The organism is Sphingobacterium psychroaquaticum, assembly GCF_900177625.1.
Lineage (GTDB): Bacteria > Bacteroidota > Bacteroidia > Sphingobacteriales > Sphingobacteriaceae > Sphingobacterium > Sphingobacterium psychroaquaticum.
Map to the genome: position 1 here is coordinate 487,268 of NZ_FXAU01000002.1, position 13,590 is coordinate 500,857.

The 13,590-nt window shown below is 39.9% G+C and carries 16 protein-coding genes; 6 read left to right on the forward strand and 10 right to left on the reverse strand.

The annotated features are described in order from the left end of the window. Positions 1–59: 59 nt before the first annotated feature. The 3 genes from B9Y69_RS07565 to B9Y69_RS07580 all read right to left on the reverse strand — a co-directional run bounded on the left by B9Y69_RS07565 (position 60) and on the right by B9Y69_RS07580 (position 1,814). A complete protein-coding gene (locus B9Y69_RS07565) occupies positions 60–353 on the reverse strand; it encodes a helix-turn-helix domain-containing protein (RefSeq protein ID WP_034727116.1) in 294 nt (97 codons plus the stop codon). 11 nt (positions 354–364) lie between these two features. Continuing rightward, on the reverse strand, positions 365–718 hold the full coding sequence (locus tag B9Y69_RS07570; protein WP_034727114.1) for a helix-turn-helix domain-containing protein: 354 nt from the start codon (positions 716–718) through the stop codon (positions 365–367). Positions 719–968: 250 nt separating this feature from the next. After that, positions 969–1,814, reverse strand: coding sequence for an RteC domain-containing protein (locus tag B9Y69_RS07580; RefSeq protein WP_034727108.1), 846 nt, complete (start codon positions 1,812–1,814; stop codon positions 969–971). 344 nt (positions 1,815–2,158) lie between these two features. Here B9Y69_RS07580 and B9Y69_RS07585 point away from each other — a divergent pair, with 344 nt between their 5' ends. After that, positions 2,159–2,665 carry a GNAT family N-acetyltransferase gene (locus tag B9Y69_RS07585; protein ID WP_085472335.1) on the forward strand — a complete coding sequence of 169 codons (507 nt, stop codon included), beginning with the start codon at positions 2,159–2,161 and terminating at the stop codon, positions 2,663–2,665. 57 nt (positions 2,666–2,722) lie between these two features. Here the strand turns inward: B9Y69_RS07585 and B9Y69_RS07590 are convergent, their stop codons facing one another. After that, on the reverse strand, positions 2,723–3,277 hold the full coding sequence (locus B9Y69_RS07590; RefSeq protein WP_085472336.1) for a hypothetical protein: 555 nt from the start codon (positions 3,275–3,277) through the stop codon (positions 2,723–2,725). Between the two features lie 408 nt (positions 3,278–3,685). On the opposite strand from B9Y69_RS07590, the gene B9Y69_RS07600 reads away from it, so the two are divergent. Further along, complete coding sequence (locus B9Y69_RS07600) at positions 3,686–4,600, forward strand: lysylphosphatidylglycerol synthase transmembrane domain-containing protein (RefSeq protein WP_085472338.1); 915 nt, start codon at positions 3,686–3,688, stop codon at positions 4,598–4,600. Between the two features lies 1 nt (position 4,601). Beyond that, positions 4,602–5,312, forward strand: a complete 711-nt coding sequence (locus tag B9Y69_RS07605) for an SDR family NAD(P)-dependent oxidoreductase (protein ID WP_085472339.1) — start codon at positions 4,602–4,604, stop codon at positions 5,310–5,312. A 258-nt stretch (positions 5,313–5,570) separates the two neighbouring features. Here B9Y69_RS07605 and B9Y69_RS07610 read toward each other — a convergent pair whose 3' ends face one another. Then, positions 5,571–6,068 carry a hypothetical protein gene (locus B9Y69_RS07610; protein ID WP_085472340.1) on the reverse strand — a complete coding sequence of 166 codons (498 nt, stop codon included), beginning with the start codon at positions 6,066–6,068 and terminating at the stop codon, positions 5,571–5,573. A gap of 116 nt (positions 6,069–6,184) precedes the next feature. On the opposite strand from B9Y69_RS07610, the gene B9Y69_RS07615 reads away from it, so the two are divergent. Further along, positions 6,185–6,919, forward strand: a complete 735-nt coding sequence (locus B9Y69_RS07615; protein WP_085472341.1) for a lysophospholipid acyltransferase family protein — start codon at positions 6,185–6,187, stop codon at positions 6,917–6,919. A 6-nt stretch (positions 6,920–6,925) separates the two neighbouring features. On the opposite strand, the gene B9Y69_RS07620 is transcribed toward B9Y69_RS07615, so the two are convergent. Together B9Y69_RS07620 and B9Y69_RS07625 are read right to left on the reverse strand one after the other, a co-directional pair. After that, positions 6,926–8,029 (reverse strand): glycosyltransferase family 2 protein, encoded by a 1,104-nt coding sequence (locus tag B9Y69_RS07620; RefSeq protein ID WP_085472342.1) that lies wholly within the window; start codon positions 8,027–8,029, stop codon positions 6,926–6,928. A 16-nt stretch (positions 8,030–8,045) separates the two neighbouring features. Beyond that, positions 8,046–9,041 (reverse strand): lysylphosphatidylglycerol synthase domain-containing protein, encoded by a 996-nt coding sequence (locus tag B9Y69_RS07625; protein WP_234991132.1) that lies wholly within the window; start codon positions 9,039–9,041, stop codon positions 8,046–8,048. A 65-nt stretch (positions 9,042–9,106) separates the two neighbouring features. Between B9Y69_RS07625 and ruvC the strand changes: the two genes are divergently transcribed. Further along, a complete protein-coding gene (gene ruvC / locus B9Y69_RS07630) occupies positions 9,107–9,670 on the forward strand; it encodes a crossover junction endodeoxyribonuclease RuvC (RefSeq protein WP_085472344.1) in 564 nt (187 codons plus the stop codon). Here the strand turns inward: ruvC and B9Y69_RS07635 are convergent. After that, on the reverse strand, positions 9,667–10,710 hold the full coding sequence (locus B9Y69_RS07635) for a hypothetical protein (RefSeq protein ID WP_085472345.1): 1,044 nt from the start codon (positions 10,708–10,710) through the stop codon (positions 9,667–9,669). The genes ruvC and B9Y69_RS07635 overlap by 4 nt on opposite strands. Positions 10,711–11,198: 488 nt before the next feature. On the opposite strand from B9Y69_RS07635, the gene B9Y69_RS07640 reads away from it, so the two are divergent. After that, positions 11,199–11,669, forward strand: a complete 471-nt coding sequence (locus B9Y69_RS07640; RefSeq protein ID WP_085472346.1) for an Lrp/AsnC ligand binding domain-containing protein — start codon at positions 11,199–11,201, stop codon at positions 11,667–11,669. A 28-nt stretch (positions 11,670–11,697) separates the two neighbouring features. Here B9Y69_RS07640 and B9Y69_RS07645 read toward each other — a convergent pair whose 3' ends face one another. Together B9Y69_RS07645 and proC are read right to left on the reverse strand one after the other, a co-directional pair. After that, positions 11,698–12,765, reverse strand: coding sequence for a M20 family metallo-hydrolase (locus B9Y69_RS07645; protein WP_085472347.1), 1,068 nt, complete (start codon positions 12,763–12,765; stop codon positions 11,698–11,700). Continuing rightward, entirely contained in the window at positions 12,758–13,558 is an 801-nt protein-coding gene (proC, locus tag B9Y69_RS07650; protein WP_085472348.1) for a pyrroline-5-carboxylate reductase, read from the reverse strand. Before proC ends, B9Y69_RS07645 begins: the two co-directional genes overlap by 8 nt. Between the last annotated feature and the right edge of the window lie 32 nt (positions 13,559–13,590).

The following is a 13,590-nucleotide window of genomic DNA, read 5'->3' on the forward strand; positions in this document are numbered from 1 at the left end:
AGCGTTCACTGCCTCGCCCGATGTGGCACTCAAAGGCAGTATTTGGCGTTCATTGGCTTTCATTTCTTAGGAGGAGGGTTAAAGCTCTCTCTTATGAACTGATGCACATCGGACAACTTGTAATACAGTTTTCCGCTTATCGTATAATAGGGTAGCTTGCCAATGGAGCGATACCGTTGCAGGGAGCGGTTGCTGATTTTCAGCATTTGCAATAAGTCTTGATTATCCAATAATTCTTCGCCGTCTATGCTGTTGCGTTTCCTTTGCAGTTCATCTATATTATCGCCCAGCATATCAAGGCGACCCATTAAGCGTTCCATCCACGCTATAAATTCCATTCTATCAATATTCATAGCCACACTTTTTAGGGTTTGTCGGATTTTAGTCTTCTGCCTTTTTCCATATAGCTTTTGCCTTTTGCCATTAATTCCTGTACAAATTCATCACTGCTTTGTATAGCATTGGCATTGAGCATATCCTTAATGGCTCCAATAGTGTAGAAATATTGACCGTAGATTTTCGAGTATGCTATCTCGCCTTTGGTCCGCATACGCCATAGAGTTTTTTCACTGATGTGCAGGTATTGGCATACCTCGTGATTGTTAAGCCACAAGTCATCATAGCTTGTGTTGTCTAATCTTTTCAGGTAATCAGCAATGGCATTAATACGGCTGTTGAGCTGTTGCCACGCTTCTTCTTCGATTGTGATTATTTTCATCGCATTGCTCCTTAATGTTTACAATGCAAAATTCTCAAAGGTGGCAGTGTTTGTCCGCCAACCCTCGCCAATTGGTTAGGCGGTTTTTTGAAAATTTTTACAATTATGAGAAACCCTTGTTTAATAAGGGTTTTGGAGCATTTAAGATATTTCTTAATGGAGTTTTACTGACATTTGCCAATTGGCATTTATGGGCAAATAAAAGAGCAGTACAAAAAATGTTCTGCTCTTAAAAACTGTAATGAAACAACTAAAGGTCTTTGTCCATATACTCTTCAAGGGATATTTTGAGCTGATCTAAAAATGCCGTTCGAGAACCTGCTCTTGTTTTCATTCTATGGAAAGAATGATGTATATCGTTTAAGGGCGTTCGGAATAACACCTGGAAAATCAAAGCTAATTTTCTAATACCTATTTTTCCATAAGCAATGGAATTTGAAGCATATAAAGCATATATAAGTTCGATAAGGGCATTTTGAGTATTTGTCCACGAAATATCTTTATTTGCATCTCCATTTATTAAAATCAAATCTGGATTTTCTTCAGGATTTATTTTAGCAATCATATAAGTATAAAGTAATTCGTTCGCTATAATATGAGCTATCTTGTTATCATAGTATGTTGAAAAACTAAGGTCGATTTCAAATACGCCACTCTTTAAGCCATCGTGGTAATTGATTTGCCCGAGCCTGAAAAAAGAATGATCTCGGTCAGTCCTTCCTGTACGATAGTACCTGTAAAAATCTTCATTGCATATACTCTCTTTATATTCTGATTTCAGCGATTTTAATAGGTTCTCATAATAGCTTTGGTGTATTTCCCCATTACTCACCGGACAAGTTGTTTCAATACGGAATACTTTGTTATAGTATATGAGTTTACCTAAAACTTGCGGTTTGATATTTTTGAAAAATTCTATCTCTTGCTGTTCATCTGTAAATCCAGTCTGTACGACTTGGGTTTTTATGGAACACAACATTTCATTAAGGAATAAGGTCATTTGATATGCTTCTTCCGATGTTGGCAACATTTGAGATGAAAGTTTATCTTCCTGATACCTAATTTGCGATAATATTTTACTCAATACGATTTCCATAGCGTAATCATTTTAAAAGTTAGCACTATTTGTTTCGGAGTTACAATTATTGTATATAAGCCAAAATTTGGAAATAATCTTGAAACCAATATCACAGATTACACCCTATGGGGGGATTTTTTCATAGAACTTAGATGAAAAAATGGGTAAAGCAGTAATGTACTTTACCCATTAATTTATTACATTTGCATTAATGATTTACAAGGTAATCAAGTGAAAGCAAGTGCAGTAAGCACCATTACTAAATCGTTACCGATAGCATTTTCCATTCTTGTAATCTACTCTTAATGAACCTATTTAGGTCAAACTAATCTTTTTCTACAAAAAAGAGCCTCCTCAAACGCGTGCAGGAACACAAAAAGTTACGAGAGAGCAAGGAAGTAAGGATTGTTCCGTATACACCTGCTTACCAGTCTGCATTTAAGCGTTTAAATGAGGAATGGATATCCACTTACTTTGAAATGGAGGCGGCCGACTACAAAGCCTTAGATCATCCCCAGGCGTACATCTTGGATCAAGGGGGGAAGATTCTCGTTGCGCTATACAAGGATCAGCCTGTTGGCGTTTGTGCATTGATTAAGATGACGGATCCAGATTATGATTATGAAATGGCAAAAATGGCGGTATCACCAACATCACAAGGCAAAAGCATCGGGTGGCTATTAGGACAAGAAATCGTGAAAACCGCCTATGAACTTGGCGCTAAGAAGATTTTTTTAGAAAGCAACACGATATTAAAGCCTGCTATCAGCCTATATTACAAACTCGGTTTTGAAAAAGTAGCGGGACACCCCACCCCGTACAAGCGGTGTAACATTCAAATGGAATTGGATCTTACTAAGAAGAGATAAAAAAAGCGCTTTGCAATATTGCAAAGCGCTTTTCATACATTTCGTTAAAAGTGATGCTTAGTCTTGTACACGTGTGAAGTTAAACACCAAGTTTCCTGTTCCATTATCCAATGGGATTGGCATACGCATTACTAAGGACTGACCATCAGAGTACGAAAGATCTAAACGGTAACCACTTGTAACATTCTGCGCTTTCTCTCCCGAATATACTTTCTTAAGCTGAAACTGCGGATGTACTCCAGCGGTATTCGCATCATAAACTGACCATACAATGGTGCGTACCGCCCCATCAGCACATAATGTTCCTGACGCATTGAATGTTATACTTCCTTTGTAATTACCGCCAGGTAGGTTCCAAACACTACCAATAAAGCAATCCACTGGAGCTTCATCAAGGATATTTTTAATCGTATACGCTGCTGGGATATCTTCTCTATCTACGGAGTTTAGGACCCATTTCCCTTTCAAACCATTTCTCCATTCGGAGGCGCTTGGACCATTACTACCTCCAGATGCAGAACCACCATTAGTAGGTCTTTTTTGGGCGCCGCACGAAGCCACTACGAATACCGCTGCAATCATTGCTACCACGGATAAGATATGTTTACGCATAATATAAAATTTAGTTTTTTTATTTTGACTATATTCGCAAATATAAGAACTTTGACTGCATGAACGCCTCCAAAAATCATACCATAAGCAAATTTGTAGCGAAAGCGGCCTTGCGGGTGGTTATCGTCTTGATGGCTCTCCCTGTGTTTATGTACTTCACAAAAAAAGAAAGTATGCTCCAGCATATCGTCTTTCCGAACAAAATAGCACTCCTAGCACCACTGCTTCTCCTCGTCCTATTTACCGGTCTGTTAATTCTAATGCTTCGAAACAAATATGAAAAAATTGACTTAAATTGGTTGTTTAGCTTAAGCAGTATCTTTCTTATATTATACTTGATTCTCTTTTACATCCGGATTTTTCCCGTGGTCTAATCGTAGGGATTTACTGAAAGCCAACAAATAAAAGATGACAAAAACAAAATATTGGCCCTTTCTTAAAAATTTCTTTAAGGTTGCAGTGACCCTTGCAGCCATCTATTGGGTGTCCACGCGTGTTTCTCTGAGTGATCTCCGCGAAGCACTACACAATTGCAACCCTTGGTATTTGGCACTGGCACTGCTTTGTTATATCATATCACAAATAATCGCCTCCTCACGCCTCAATAGTTTTCTAAAAGTAGTCGGGCTTCATGTAAGCGAACGTTATAATTTCAGACTCTATCAATTGGGATTACTATATAATTTTTTCCTCCCCGGGGGAATTGGCGGCGACGGATACAAAATCTACTTCCTCCGTAAAAACCATCCGGTTAAAGGAAGACGTATTTTAAGTGCGGTATTCTTTGATCGTTTAAGTGGCTTGTGGGCCTTAGCTATTATTACGGGGTGTCTCATCATGTTCATGCCACGACTCGCAATCCCTAATGTCGTTACCATAGCAGTCCTTATTGTCGGAACCGCTACATACCTCTATTTTCTATACCTTTTTTTCAGGGAATTCTTATCTAAGTTTATCATTACGCATCTCAAAGCACTTGCAGTTCAAGGCTTTCAAACATTAAGCGCAATTTCAATTTTATACGCGATGCACTTCGACGGTAAGTTCTCCCCGTACCTCTTGATTTTCCTCTTATCCTCACTCGTTGCTATTGTACCCTCTATTTTAGGTGGAATAGGATTACGAGAGACCATCATGTCCTTCGGAGCAAAATATCTGGGCTTAGATCCACATTTAGCGGTTCTAATCAGTTTAGTTTTTTATATGATCTCGCTAGTTGTAGCCTCTTCCGGAATATACTATATATTTCGACCACAGCGGTTAGGTATTGATAAAATACCTTCACCGAACGAAGTAGAACAAGAACTAGAAAATAGCAAATAACATGGCAAATATTATTATTACCGGTGCCAGCAGTGGTATTGGTTTCGAAGCAGTTTTAGATTTAACAGCAAATAAGGAGCATAACGTCATTGCATTAGCCCGTTCGGCTGATAAGCTTCGAAAGCTTCATGAAATAGCAAGCTCGCTGAATCCCGATGGAGGAAAGCTATACCCTGCTCAGTTTAATATCGTCTTTGATGATTATGAAAACGCCCTACTTCCTTTTGTACGTTCAAAATTTGATCAAGTGGATATCCTGATCAACAACGCGGGAGTACTTATTAACAAACCTTTCTTAGAAACGAGTATGGAAGATTTCGCTAAAGTCTTTCAAACGAATCTATTGGGACATGTCAATATGATTCAACATATTGCTCCACTTATGTCGAAAGGAAGTCATATCGTAAATGTCGGTAGTATGGGTGGTTTTCAGGGTTCTTCTAAATTCCCGGGACTAGCTGCTTATTCGGCGAGTAAAGGTGCCCTCGCGACACTTACCGAGTGTCTGGCAGAAGAATTTAAAGGACAAGAGATAAAAGTGAATTGTCTCGCATTGGGGTCATCACAGACAGAGATGTTTGAAACTGCTTTCCCAGATGTTCAAGCGGGGACATTGGCTTTCGAAATGGGTCGCTACCTAGCGGAGTTCGCACAAAATGGACATAAGTACTATAATGGTAAGGTCCTCCCCGTAGCAAACACAACGCCGTAATATTAATAAAGATTCACATGCTAGTTCGAGCCTTCGGCTCGGACTCCCGCTGTATTTAATAGACCTCTTCTTTCTAAACAGACCTTTTAGGAGCTGAGTTGAAAGTTGATGCGTCCTACAAATTAGGACACGAGCCGAAGGCTCGCGCCAGCAAGGTGTCAGCGAGATTACCAAAAGAAGATTCTCAATAAGATAACAAGCAAAATATCTTTGAAGCAAGATTACCATAAAGGTAACTAGCCTAATCTATCCTCCATGCTAATTCGAGCTTGTAGCTCGGACCTCTAACTTTTTTAATATTTCTTGTATTTCTTTTGCACGATTTGTTCCAATCAGCACCGTCGTTCTACCATCTTTAAATGTAAGCTCTAAAGCTTCTGAACCACTTACAGTGTACGCCACCGTATCGCCTCGACGACGCACGCCCCAGCCACCAAAATCTGCTAACGGCGCATACTTACGCACCCGAGCAGCCTCGATTTCCTCCCATTTCCATTGTTTTTCTTGCCACACCAAGGGAAAATAGTTAAGCGCGACTTTCTCAGAATCAATATGCAACTTCAGTTTTGCCGAAGCAAGAAAGAAAACAACTAAACAGGCAATACCCGTACCGATATTAACGAGCAAGGTTCCACTTGCTGGCCGAGAGAAATACATATACAAACTTGTTCCAATGATGGCAACTAAAATTAAGACCAGCCACCAATTCAAAAAGGACTGATTTTCTTCTAAAAATTTTACTTTCTCTGCAGGCATATAGGAATTGATATAAACGGTTTAGTACGCTGAATATAATAAAAAGCAGCCACATATCCAATTTCAAAAAACAACAATTAATCCGATAAATAGTATCTTTGCGAAATTTAAATTGTATGAGAAAGCTGATTGGATTTATTTTAACACCTGTATTTTACATATGCTTTGGTCTATCATTGCTGATTTTTCATCCCATTCAGTGGGTATGTTTAAAATTAGGTGGTTACAGTGCCCATAAAAAAAGTGTAGATATTTTAAACGGATTTCTTGTTGCCTGTAACTACACTTTATTCAACAGAACGCAATTTATTGACAATAAAAGTATCCCCACTGGACGTCCTGTTATTTTTGTGGCCAACCACCAAGGATCATTTGACATACCACCTTTAATCTATTTCTTGCGCAGATTTCATGGTAAATTCATCTCCAAAATTGAGTTAGCAACAGCAGGAATACCGAGCATCTCTTTTAACCTAATACATGGTGGGGCGGCTAATATTGACAGAAAAGACCCCAAACAATCTATCGCAGAAATATTGAAGCTGGCCAATAATATGAAGACCAAGAACTGGTCTGCCTTTATCTTCCCCGAAGGAACACGTACAAAAACCGGGAAAATGAAACCATTTTCGGTAGGTGGAATCGCAACATTATTAAAGAAAAATCCAGACGCTCTCGTCGTGCCTATTGCCATTCAAGGTTCCTACAAGATGGTGGCTTACGGAGCCTTCCCTCTTCGCCCGTTTACCTCTATGCGTTGGGAAGTATTAGATCCTATTGATACGACAGGACTAAACGCCGAAGAAATTGTAAAAAAAGCAGAAACAATAATTAAGGCGAAGGTAGAGTAACAAGGATTACTTTACTGTCCGCCCTTTCCAATCATACTTCCCAATATTACCTGCAAGACCTATGTACACCAAATATAGGGCGTGCACAATAGATAATAAAGGTAGTTGCCATAGCAATTCTGACCGATTTGCAAAGCGACATAATGGAGAAATAAACAGGTATTCAACGAGCATCTTTAACGCCAGAGACACCACCAATAACCAATGGACCTCTGGTAACGCGATAAAGAACTGAGCAATCCCTAACAGTAGCGCTAAATTAAACAGCCAAATACTAAAACCCAAGAAGACCACTTTTTTATCCTTGTACTTCGTACTCTTGGATGCCCACCGCTTTCGCTGACTCAAAAATGCGCGAAGATTAGGCTTCGCATCGGTGTATACAATGGCATCTTGACTTTTACAAAAACCAATGCGTGAAGCATGCCGTTCAGCTACCTTATGCAAGAAAAGTTCATCATCTCCAGAGGCTAGATTATCGATTCCATTGAAACCACCCATCTCCCAGAAAATATCTTTGCGATAAGCGAGATTAGCGCCATTACAGGTTGTCGGCTTGCCATTCCCAATCCCCGCAGCCCCCAAGCCAATAAGATAAAGAAATTCCAAGGTTTGTAAACGTTCAAAATAATCCTTTTCCTCCGAGTATACTACGGGCGAGGATACCAAGTAAGCATCTTCTTCTTCAAAGAATCGTACCACAGTTTTCAACCACAAAGGCCCCATTCTACAATCGGCATCTGTCGTAACAATAATTTCACCTTGTGCATGCTGAATCGCACGTGAGATAGCGAGCTTTTTATAGGAGTTTAAGCGATCGCCTTCATTCAAGCGGATTAAAGTAACGCCCTTACTCGCATAGCCTTCTACAATGGCTGCCGTACTATCGGTAGAATGATCATCCACCACAATAATCTCCAGATGTTCCTTCGGAAAGTCTTGATTCACGATACAGTCCAAGGTCCGTCCTATATTGTCTTCTTCATTTCGTGCTGCAATGAGGACGGACACCGTCCGCTGCGGCACACCCGGTACGCCTGCTCGCCACAAAGGAATCCGAAACCAACCATACCGCATATACATGACCAACAGAACATATATAACGGTCATAAAGAACAAAAAGAAACTAAGACTTACTACCACCGATGTAATTTACGTTAAAAACAAAAAAAGACCCGATAATAGCGGGCACAATAAGGTTTACGAACCAAATACAAGAAACAATTGCCATAACAGCCAGCTCCTGATCCGTAATATAGCGATACAAGTTGCTTGCAACAAAACTACGTACGCTAAAGTCAAAAATATCCAGCGAGGGAACCGCAGATTGAACGAAGAACAAAATAAAAATAAGAAGTACCATCGGAATGGACGGTAATTCGGGTAAAATCACCATCATAAGTACAATATACTGCGAGGTGAAAATAACAAAACGAGCCAGAGACAATAATAGCACATGTAACAATTCGCGAACAGAGAAATCTTCTAGCACCTTAAAGAAAGGCTTGATCTTTTTCAGGAAACCTATACGCCCAACAATGTAATCAACCCAGGCGACATTAAAATACAAGACAACAAAAGCTACGGCATAGATAATAGCTAAAAGCCAAACAGCAAACTCTACGGCTCCTGGCGTTGGCAAATAGGTACAGATAAACCAGGCGATGGCTAAAGCTCCAAAAACGCTGGTAAGAACCAATTGGGCAAACAAACCGACCCCCATTGCGACGGCACCCGAAGCTCTATTCTCAGGCTTCAGCAACATGACACGCCCACCATATTCCCCAATCCGATTAGGCGTAAAGATCGCCCAAGTCAAGCCACAAAACACGGATTTCACTGCCGTCCACCAACTGATCGGCTCAATTCGTCGACTCAGGTATTTCCATTTCACAATCTCTAATGCCCAATTTGCGAACATCATCACGACAACTAAAGTCAACGTCGCACGAACAACCCAAGGGTCGATACGCGCCATTAAATTCTGAAAAGAACGCAGGTTTTCTTGATTATTAATCTTAGAAATAATAAACCACATCGCCATACCAACGATAACGAGCTTAATAATAAGATTTACGTATTTCTTTTGTTCTTTCGTCACTTGTACGCTAAATAAGAGCACAATGTTACTAATTTTTGCGCACTTCTGACGCCTTACATACCAAGTTAAAATTGTATTATTGCATCATGCAACGTGAGAAGGCTAAAGAACGAATAATCCTAGGAATAGACCCCGGAACCATAGTTTTGGGATATGGACTGATACATCAAAAAGGTAGCAAGTTAACCTTAATCAGTCTCGGTGTCGTTAAAATGGGACACTTAGAAGACCAAGGCCTAAAGCTTCAACGTATCTTCAAGAAAGTTTCTGCATTGATTGATGAATACAAACCAGACTGCATGGCCCTAGAAGCGCCATTTTATGGAAAAAACATTCAGGTCATGCTTAAACTGGGTCGGGCACAAGGCGTTGCAATGGCTGCGGCATTAAACGTGGATATACCTATTTTCGAATACGCTCCACGTAAAATCAAACAATCTGTTACAGGAAATGGTAGCTCCAGTAAAGAACAAGTGGCGGCTATGCTCAAAAACTTACTAAAATTCAATGAATCTCCAGAGTTTCTAGATGCGACAGATGGTCTAGCTGTTGCAGTATGTCATGCCTTTCAGCAAAACACTCTAACAGATAGCAAAAGCTATTCTGGTTGGGAAGCTTTTGCCAAAGACAATCAAAAAAGAATCCGCTAGAGCGTCACCTGCCGGATAACATTTTTAACATTTAACTCTACAATATCGGTCATCGTCCGACATTTAGCATAGGCGTCATTGCCGTAAAAAGCAGCATAACCTCGACGCAGCCTATCTATGTTTTCAGATGTAGACAATACTTGCTGACTGGAGGCGTCACGCAGATCCTTAATGCGATGTCGCTCACTTCGTACACGATGAACAATAGAAGAGCGTTCCTCCTGTTGGTATTGCAGAACTGTCTTTTCGTTCAGATGATCCATTGCAAGCTTTACATATGGTAAGTTTTCCTTAAAATACTGCGGCATATAAACCTTCGGGTTACCCTCATAGAATTGTTGATCAAAATCTATAGCACGGATACGGAATTGGAAATCATCAAAATCCGGCGTAATCTGGACCACAAAATTATACGCCCGCATGTCTCCCAACAAGGAGATAATGCAACGTTCATTGAATTTCACAAATTCTTTTGCAATACGGGTTTGATTATAATCGGGCGTGTAAATTTGCCCTTTACTGAATACATCTCCCGGAATACCCACGATATGCTCTTCCACCAGCGTATCTCGATCCACCAGGTAATTCACTTGATTGGGCGAAAGAATCTCTTCAAGTTCCAATCCATAAATCCGCGAAGCATCTGCTTGCTTTACGTAGAAGTAATCATATACATCATTTAATGTATTGATAATACGAATACGGAAAGGTTTGGTATTACCAAAGGCACAGTACTCGATCCGGTCGATAATTTTATGCTGTACAATCCGTGTATTTCCCGAAGCCTTAAGAATGGCATAAATCACCTTTAGACCGTTATATAATTGATCCTGTAGATAAGGCGGATATAGCGGTGTTTCCCAAAAGGTATCATTACCATATTTATCCATGACAGGGACTGTTTCCGTAAAATTCAACAAGTCCTTATAGCCCACCGGAAAGCGACCATCACGTTGGTAAATCTTTAAGTACTTGGCTAAACCATTTCCTACCGGATAAATTGGTTTCTTACGTGAGATTCTTACATCATCTATCTCCATAACACTTTTCTTTTTTAGGCTATATGAAACATCCTCCTTTACAACACTTCCAATTTACTTTCAATCTAGGATGCAAATAGCCACTTATCATTTAAATATACGAAAAATCAAACACATAGCTTTTGCGTAAAGCACATAATAGATTGGCACAATATTTGAATTTTCACAAATAATGAGGAGATTTTTACAAAATATAAAATCAAATTAAAAAAAATCTTGTTATTTTTGAAAAAATAATAAAAGAGCAGATATCGTTTATAACTGGATAAAAATGGAAGAACCTTCTCGGGCGAGAAGGTTCAACGCTAACCAATTATAAACCTATGTTATTTTGAGGGAAGTAACATGCTATTTTTAAAAACAAAACGTTTTTTATTTCGTTTTGTTAATACAAATGTAAAATATATTAGCATTTGCTGCAAATATTATTTTATTTTTACTTGATTTATAAAAAATAGACATTTTAAAAAGCAATTAATACCATTTTTATGGATAAAAAGTATTCAAATTATGATTTAGACAATCTAGACATCCAAATTTTGTCTATTTTAATGGAAAACGCATCAATTCCTTATACAGAAATAGCCAAAAAGCTTATAGTTTCAGGAGGAACCATCCATGTACGCATGAAAAAGATGGAAGAACTGGGAATTATTAAGGGATCCGAGCTAATTATCAACCCTCAAAAGGTTGGTTTTGACATCACAGCCTTCTTAGGGATCTATTTAGAGAAAGGATCTCAATATGCAGATGCCGTAAAACAATTACAGAACATAAAAGAGGTTGTAGAACTTCATTATTGTACGGGACAATACAGTGCTTTTGCAAAAATTGTATGCCGCGATACGGCACATCTACGAAAAGTCCTAAACGAGGACATCCAAGCGCTGACTGGGATACAACGCACCGAGACGATCATATCCTTGGAAGAAAGCATTAAACGACAAATAACGTTATAAAAAAAGGCTGGTCATGACCAGCCTTTTTTTATATTACATTACGAAGTAGGGCTATATAGAACCGAACTCCATCCTCAATTTCTTTAAGATAAATAAATTCATCAGCGGTATGTGAGCGTGCCGAGTCTCCAGGCCCAACTTTTAGAGAAGGAAACGGAATTAATGCTTGATCGCTCATCGTGGGGCTTCCATATGTTTTTTTTCCCAGGCTTAGTCCCGATTGTACGATGGGATGATCTAAGCCAATCCGAGAAGAGTTAAGACGTACAGATCTTGCCGTTACTTTGGATTGCACATGCTCTTTAATAACCTCCAACACTTCGGTGTTACTATACACATCTGTCGTACGTACATCCACGACAAAGGTACACGAGGCTGGCACTACATTATGCTGAGATCCTGCATTGATTAACGTTACGGACATTTTTACGGGGCCTAAAAAATCAGACTCTTTTTCGAAGGTATAGCGGCGAAACCAATCGATATCAGCCATTGCTTTATAGATTGCGTTTTCTCCTTCTTCTCTTGCCGCATGACCGGAAACACCAGTAGCTTCACAGTCAAGCACCATTAATCCCTTTTCCGCAACAGCCAAATCCAACAATGTGGGTTCGCCTACAATCGCAAAGTCGATACCCTCGATATGATTTAGCGCTTCCTCCACACCATTCTTACCAGATATCTCTTCTTCAGCTGACGCGAGAAAACAAAGATTATAAGGTAAATCTTCACGGTCGTAGTAAAATAGAAAAGCAGCAAGGAGACCGACTAAGCATCCTCCGGCGTCATTACTTCCTAATCCATACAATTTACCATCCTCCACGATCGGAGCGAAAGGGTCCTTGGTATAGCCGGGATTAGGTTTTACGGTATCGTGATGAGAATTAAGAAGTATCGTTGGCTTATTCGCATCAACATGCTTATTAAATGCCCAAATGTTATTTCCAGACCGCTCAAAAGAGACCATTCGTTCCTGCAAAAACATCTCGATTAACACCGCTGTTTTCTCCTCTTCTCGACTAAAAGAAGGCGTGGAGATCAACTGCTTTAGTAAGGTGATACTATCAGCAATTAAAACCTCAACAGATTTAGTCATTATATAGTCCTCCTGCTTTCTTAGCAGAAAGCTTAATACCTTTTATAAAAGCAGAACTAAAACCATTGTGTTCCATCTCGTTAAGTCCTGCAATAGTGCACCCTTTCGGCGAAGTAACCTTATCGATTTCCCCTTCAGGGTGATTTTGTGTCTGTAAGAGTAAATCAGCCGCCCCTTTCGCGGTTTGCACCGCCATCTTTAAAGCATCGTGCGCATGAAAACCAATCTCCACTCCTCCTTGCGATGCCGCTCGAATCGCTCGTAAAAAGAAAGCAATCCCACAAGCACATAGCGCGGTTGCTGAAGTCATTAAGTCTTCTTGAATAACAACGACAGCTCCTACCGCCTCGAAAAGGCGTTCAACCTGGGCTACGGCTTCCACTTGCGCATCATCTGTAGCAATACAAGTCATGGACTGTCCAATCGCAATCGCGGTATTAGGCATCGCACGAACAACTTGTAAGTGATCGCCTAAAACAGCTTTAACATCGGCACACGAAACACCGGACACAACAGACACAATAACCTGATCGGGTCGCACGTCCTCTTTTATTTCCTCCATTATTTTACGGAGTTGCTGTGGCAAAATAGCCAAAACAATAATATCAGCCGTCCGTACAGCAAGTGGATTATTATCACTGACATTAAAGCCAGCTTCAGCCTCCTCTTGTAAAGCCTGTATGTTGCGTCTTGTCAATGTGATCTTGTCTGCCGTAAATAAGGCTGACTTCACAAGTCCTTTGGCTAGCGAAAGACCAATATTTCCGCTACCTATAATTGTAATTTTGCTCATAGGATATAAATAAATCATCCCTCAGCGCCTCT

Excerpts from the sequence above, each read along its gene's own strand:
- B9Y69_RS07565 (WP_034727116.1), bottom strand. The coding sequence starts at position 353 with ATGAATATTGATAGAATGGAATTTATAGCGTGGATGGAACGCTTAATG.
- B9Y69_RS07570 (WP_034727114.1), bottom strand. The coding sequence starts at position 718 with ATGAAAATAATCACAATCGAAGAAGAAGCGTGGCAACAGCTCAACAGC.
- B9Y69_RS07580 (WP_034727108.1), bottom strand. The coding sequence starts at position 1,814 with ATGGAAATCGTATTGAGTAAAATATTATCGCAAATTAGGTATCAGGAA.
- B9Y69_RS07590 (WP_085472336.1), bottom strand. The coding sequence starts at position 3,277 with ATGCGTAAACATATCTTATCCGTGGTAGCAATGATTGCAGCGGTATTC.
- B9Y69_RS07600 (WP_085472338.1), top strand. The coding sequence starts at position 3,686 with ATGACAAAAACAAAATATTGGCCCTTTCTTAAAAATTTCTTTAAGGTT.
- B9Y69_RS07605 (WP_085472339.1), top strand. The coding sequence starts at position 4,602 with ATGGCAAATATTATTATTACCGGTGCCAGCAGTGGTATTGGTTTCGAA.
- B9Y69_RS07610 (WP_085472340.1), bottom strand. The coding sequence starts at position 6,068 with ATGCCTGCAGAGAAAGTAAAATTTTTAGAAGAAAATCAGTCCTTTTTG.
- B9Y69_RS07615 (WP_085472341.1), top strand. The coding sequence starts at position 6,185 with ATGAGAAAGCTGATTGGATTTATTTTAACACCTGTATTTTACATATGC.
- B9Y69_RS07620 (WP_085472342.1), bottom strand. The coding sequence starts at position 8,029 with ATGACCGTTATATATGTTCTGTTGGTCATGTATATGCGGTATGGTTGG.
- ruvC (WP_085472344.1), top strand. The coding sequence starts at position 9,107 with ATGCAACGTGAGAAGGCTAAAGAACGAATAATCCTAGGAATAGACCCC.
- B9Y69_RS07635 (WP_085472345.1), bottom strand. The coding sequence starts at position 10,710 with ATGGAGATAGATGATGTAAGAATCTCACGTAAGAAACCAATTTATCCG.
- B9Y69_RS07640 (WP_085472346.1), top strand. The coding sequence starts at position 11,199 with ATGGATAAAAAGTATTCAAATTATGATTTAGACAATCTAGACATCCAA.
- B9Y69_RS07645 (WP_085472347.1), bottom strand. The coding sequence starts at position 12,765 with ATGACTAAATCTGTTGAGGTTTTAATTGCTGATAGTATCACCTTACTA.
- proC (WP_085472348.1), bottom strand. The coding sequence starts at position 13,558 with ATGAGCAAAATTACAATTATAGGTAGCGGAAATATTGGTCTTTCGCTA.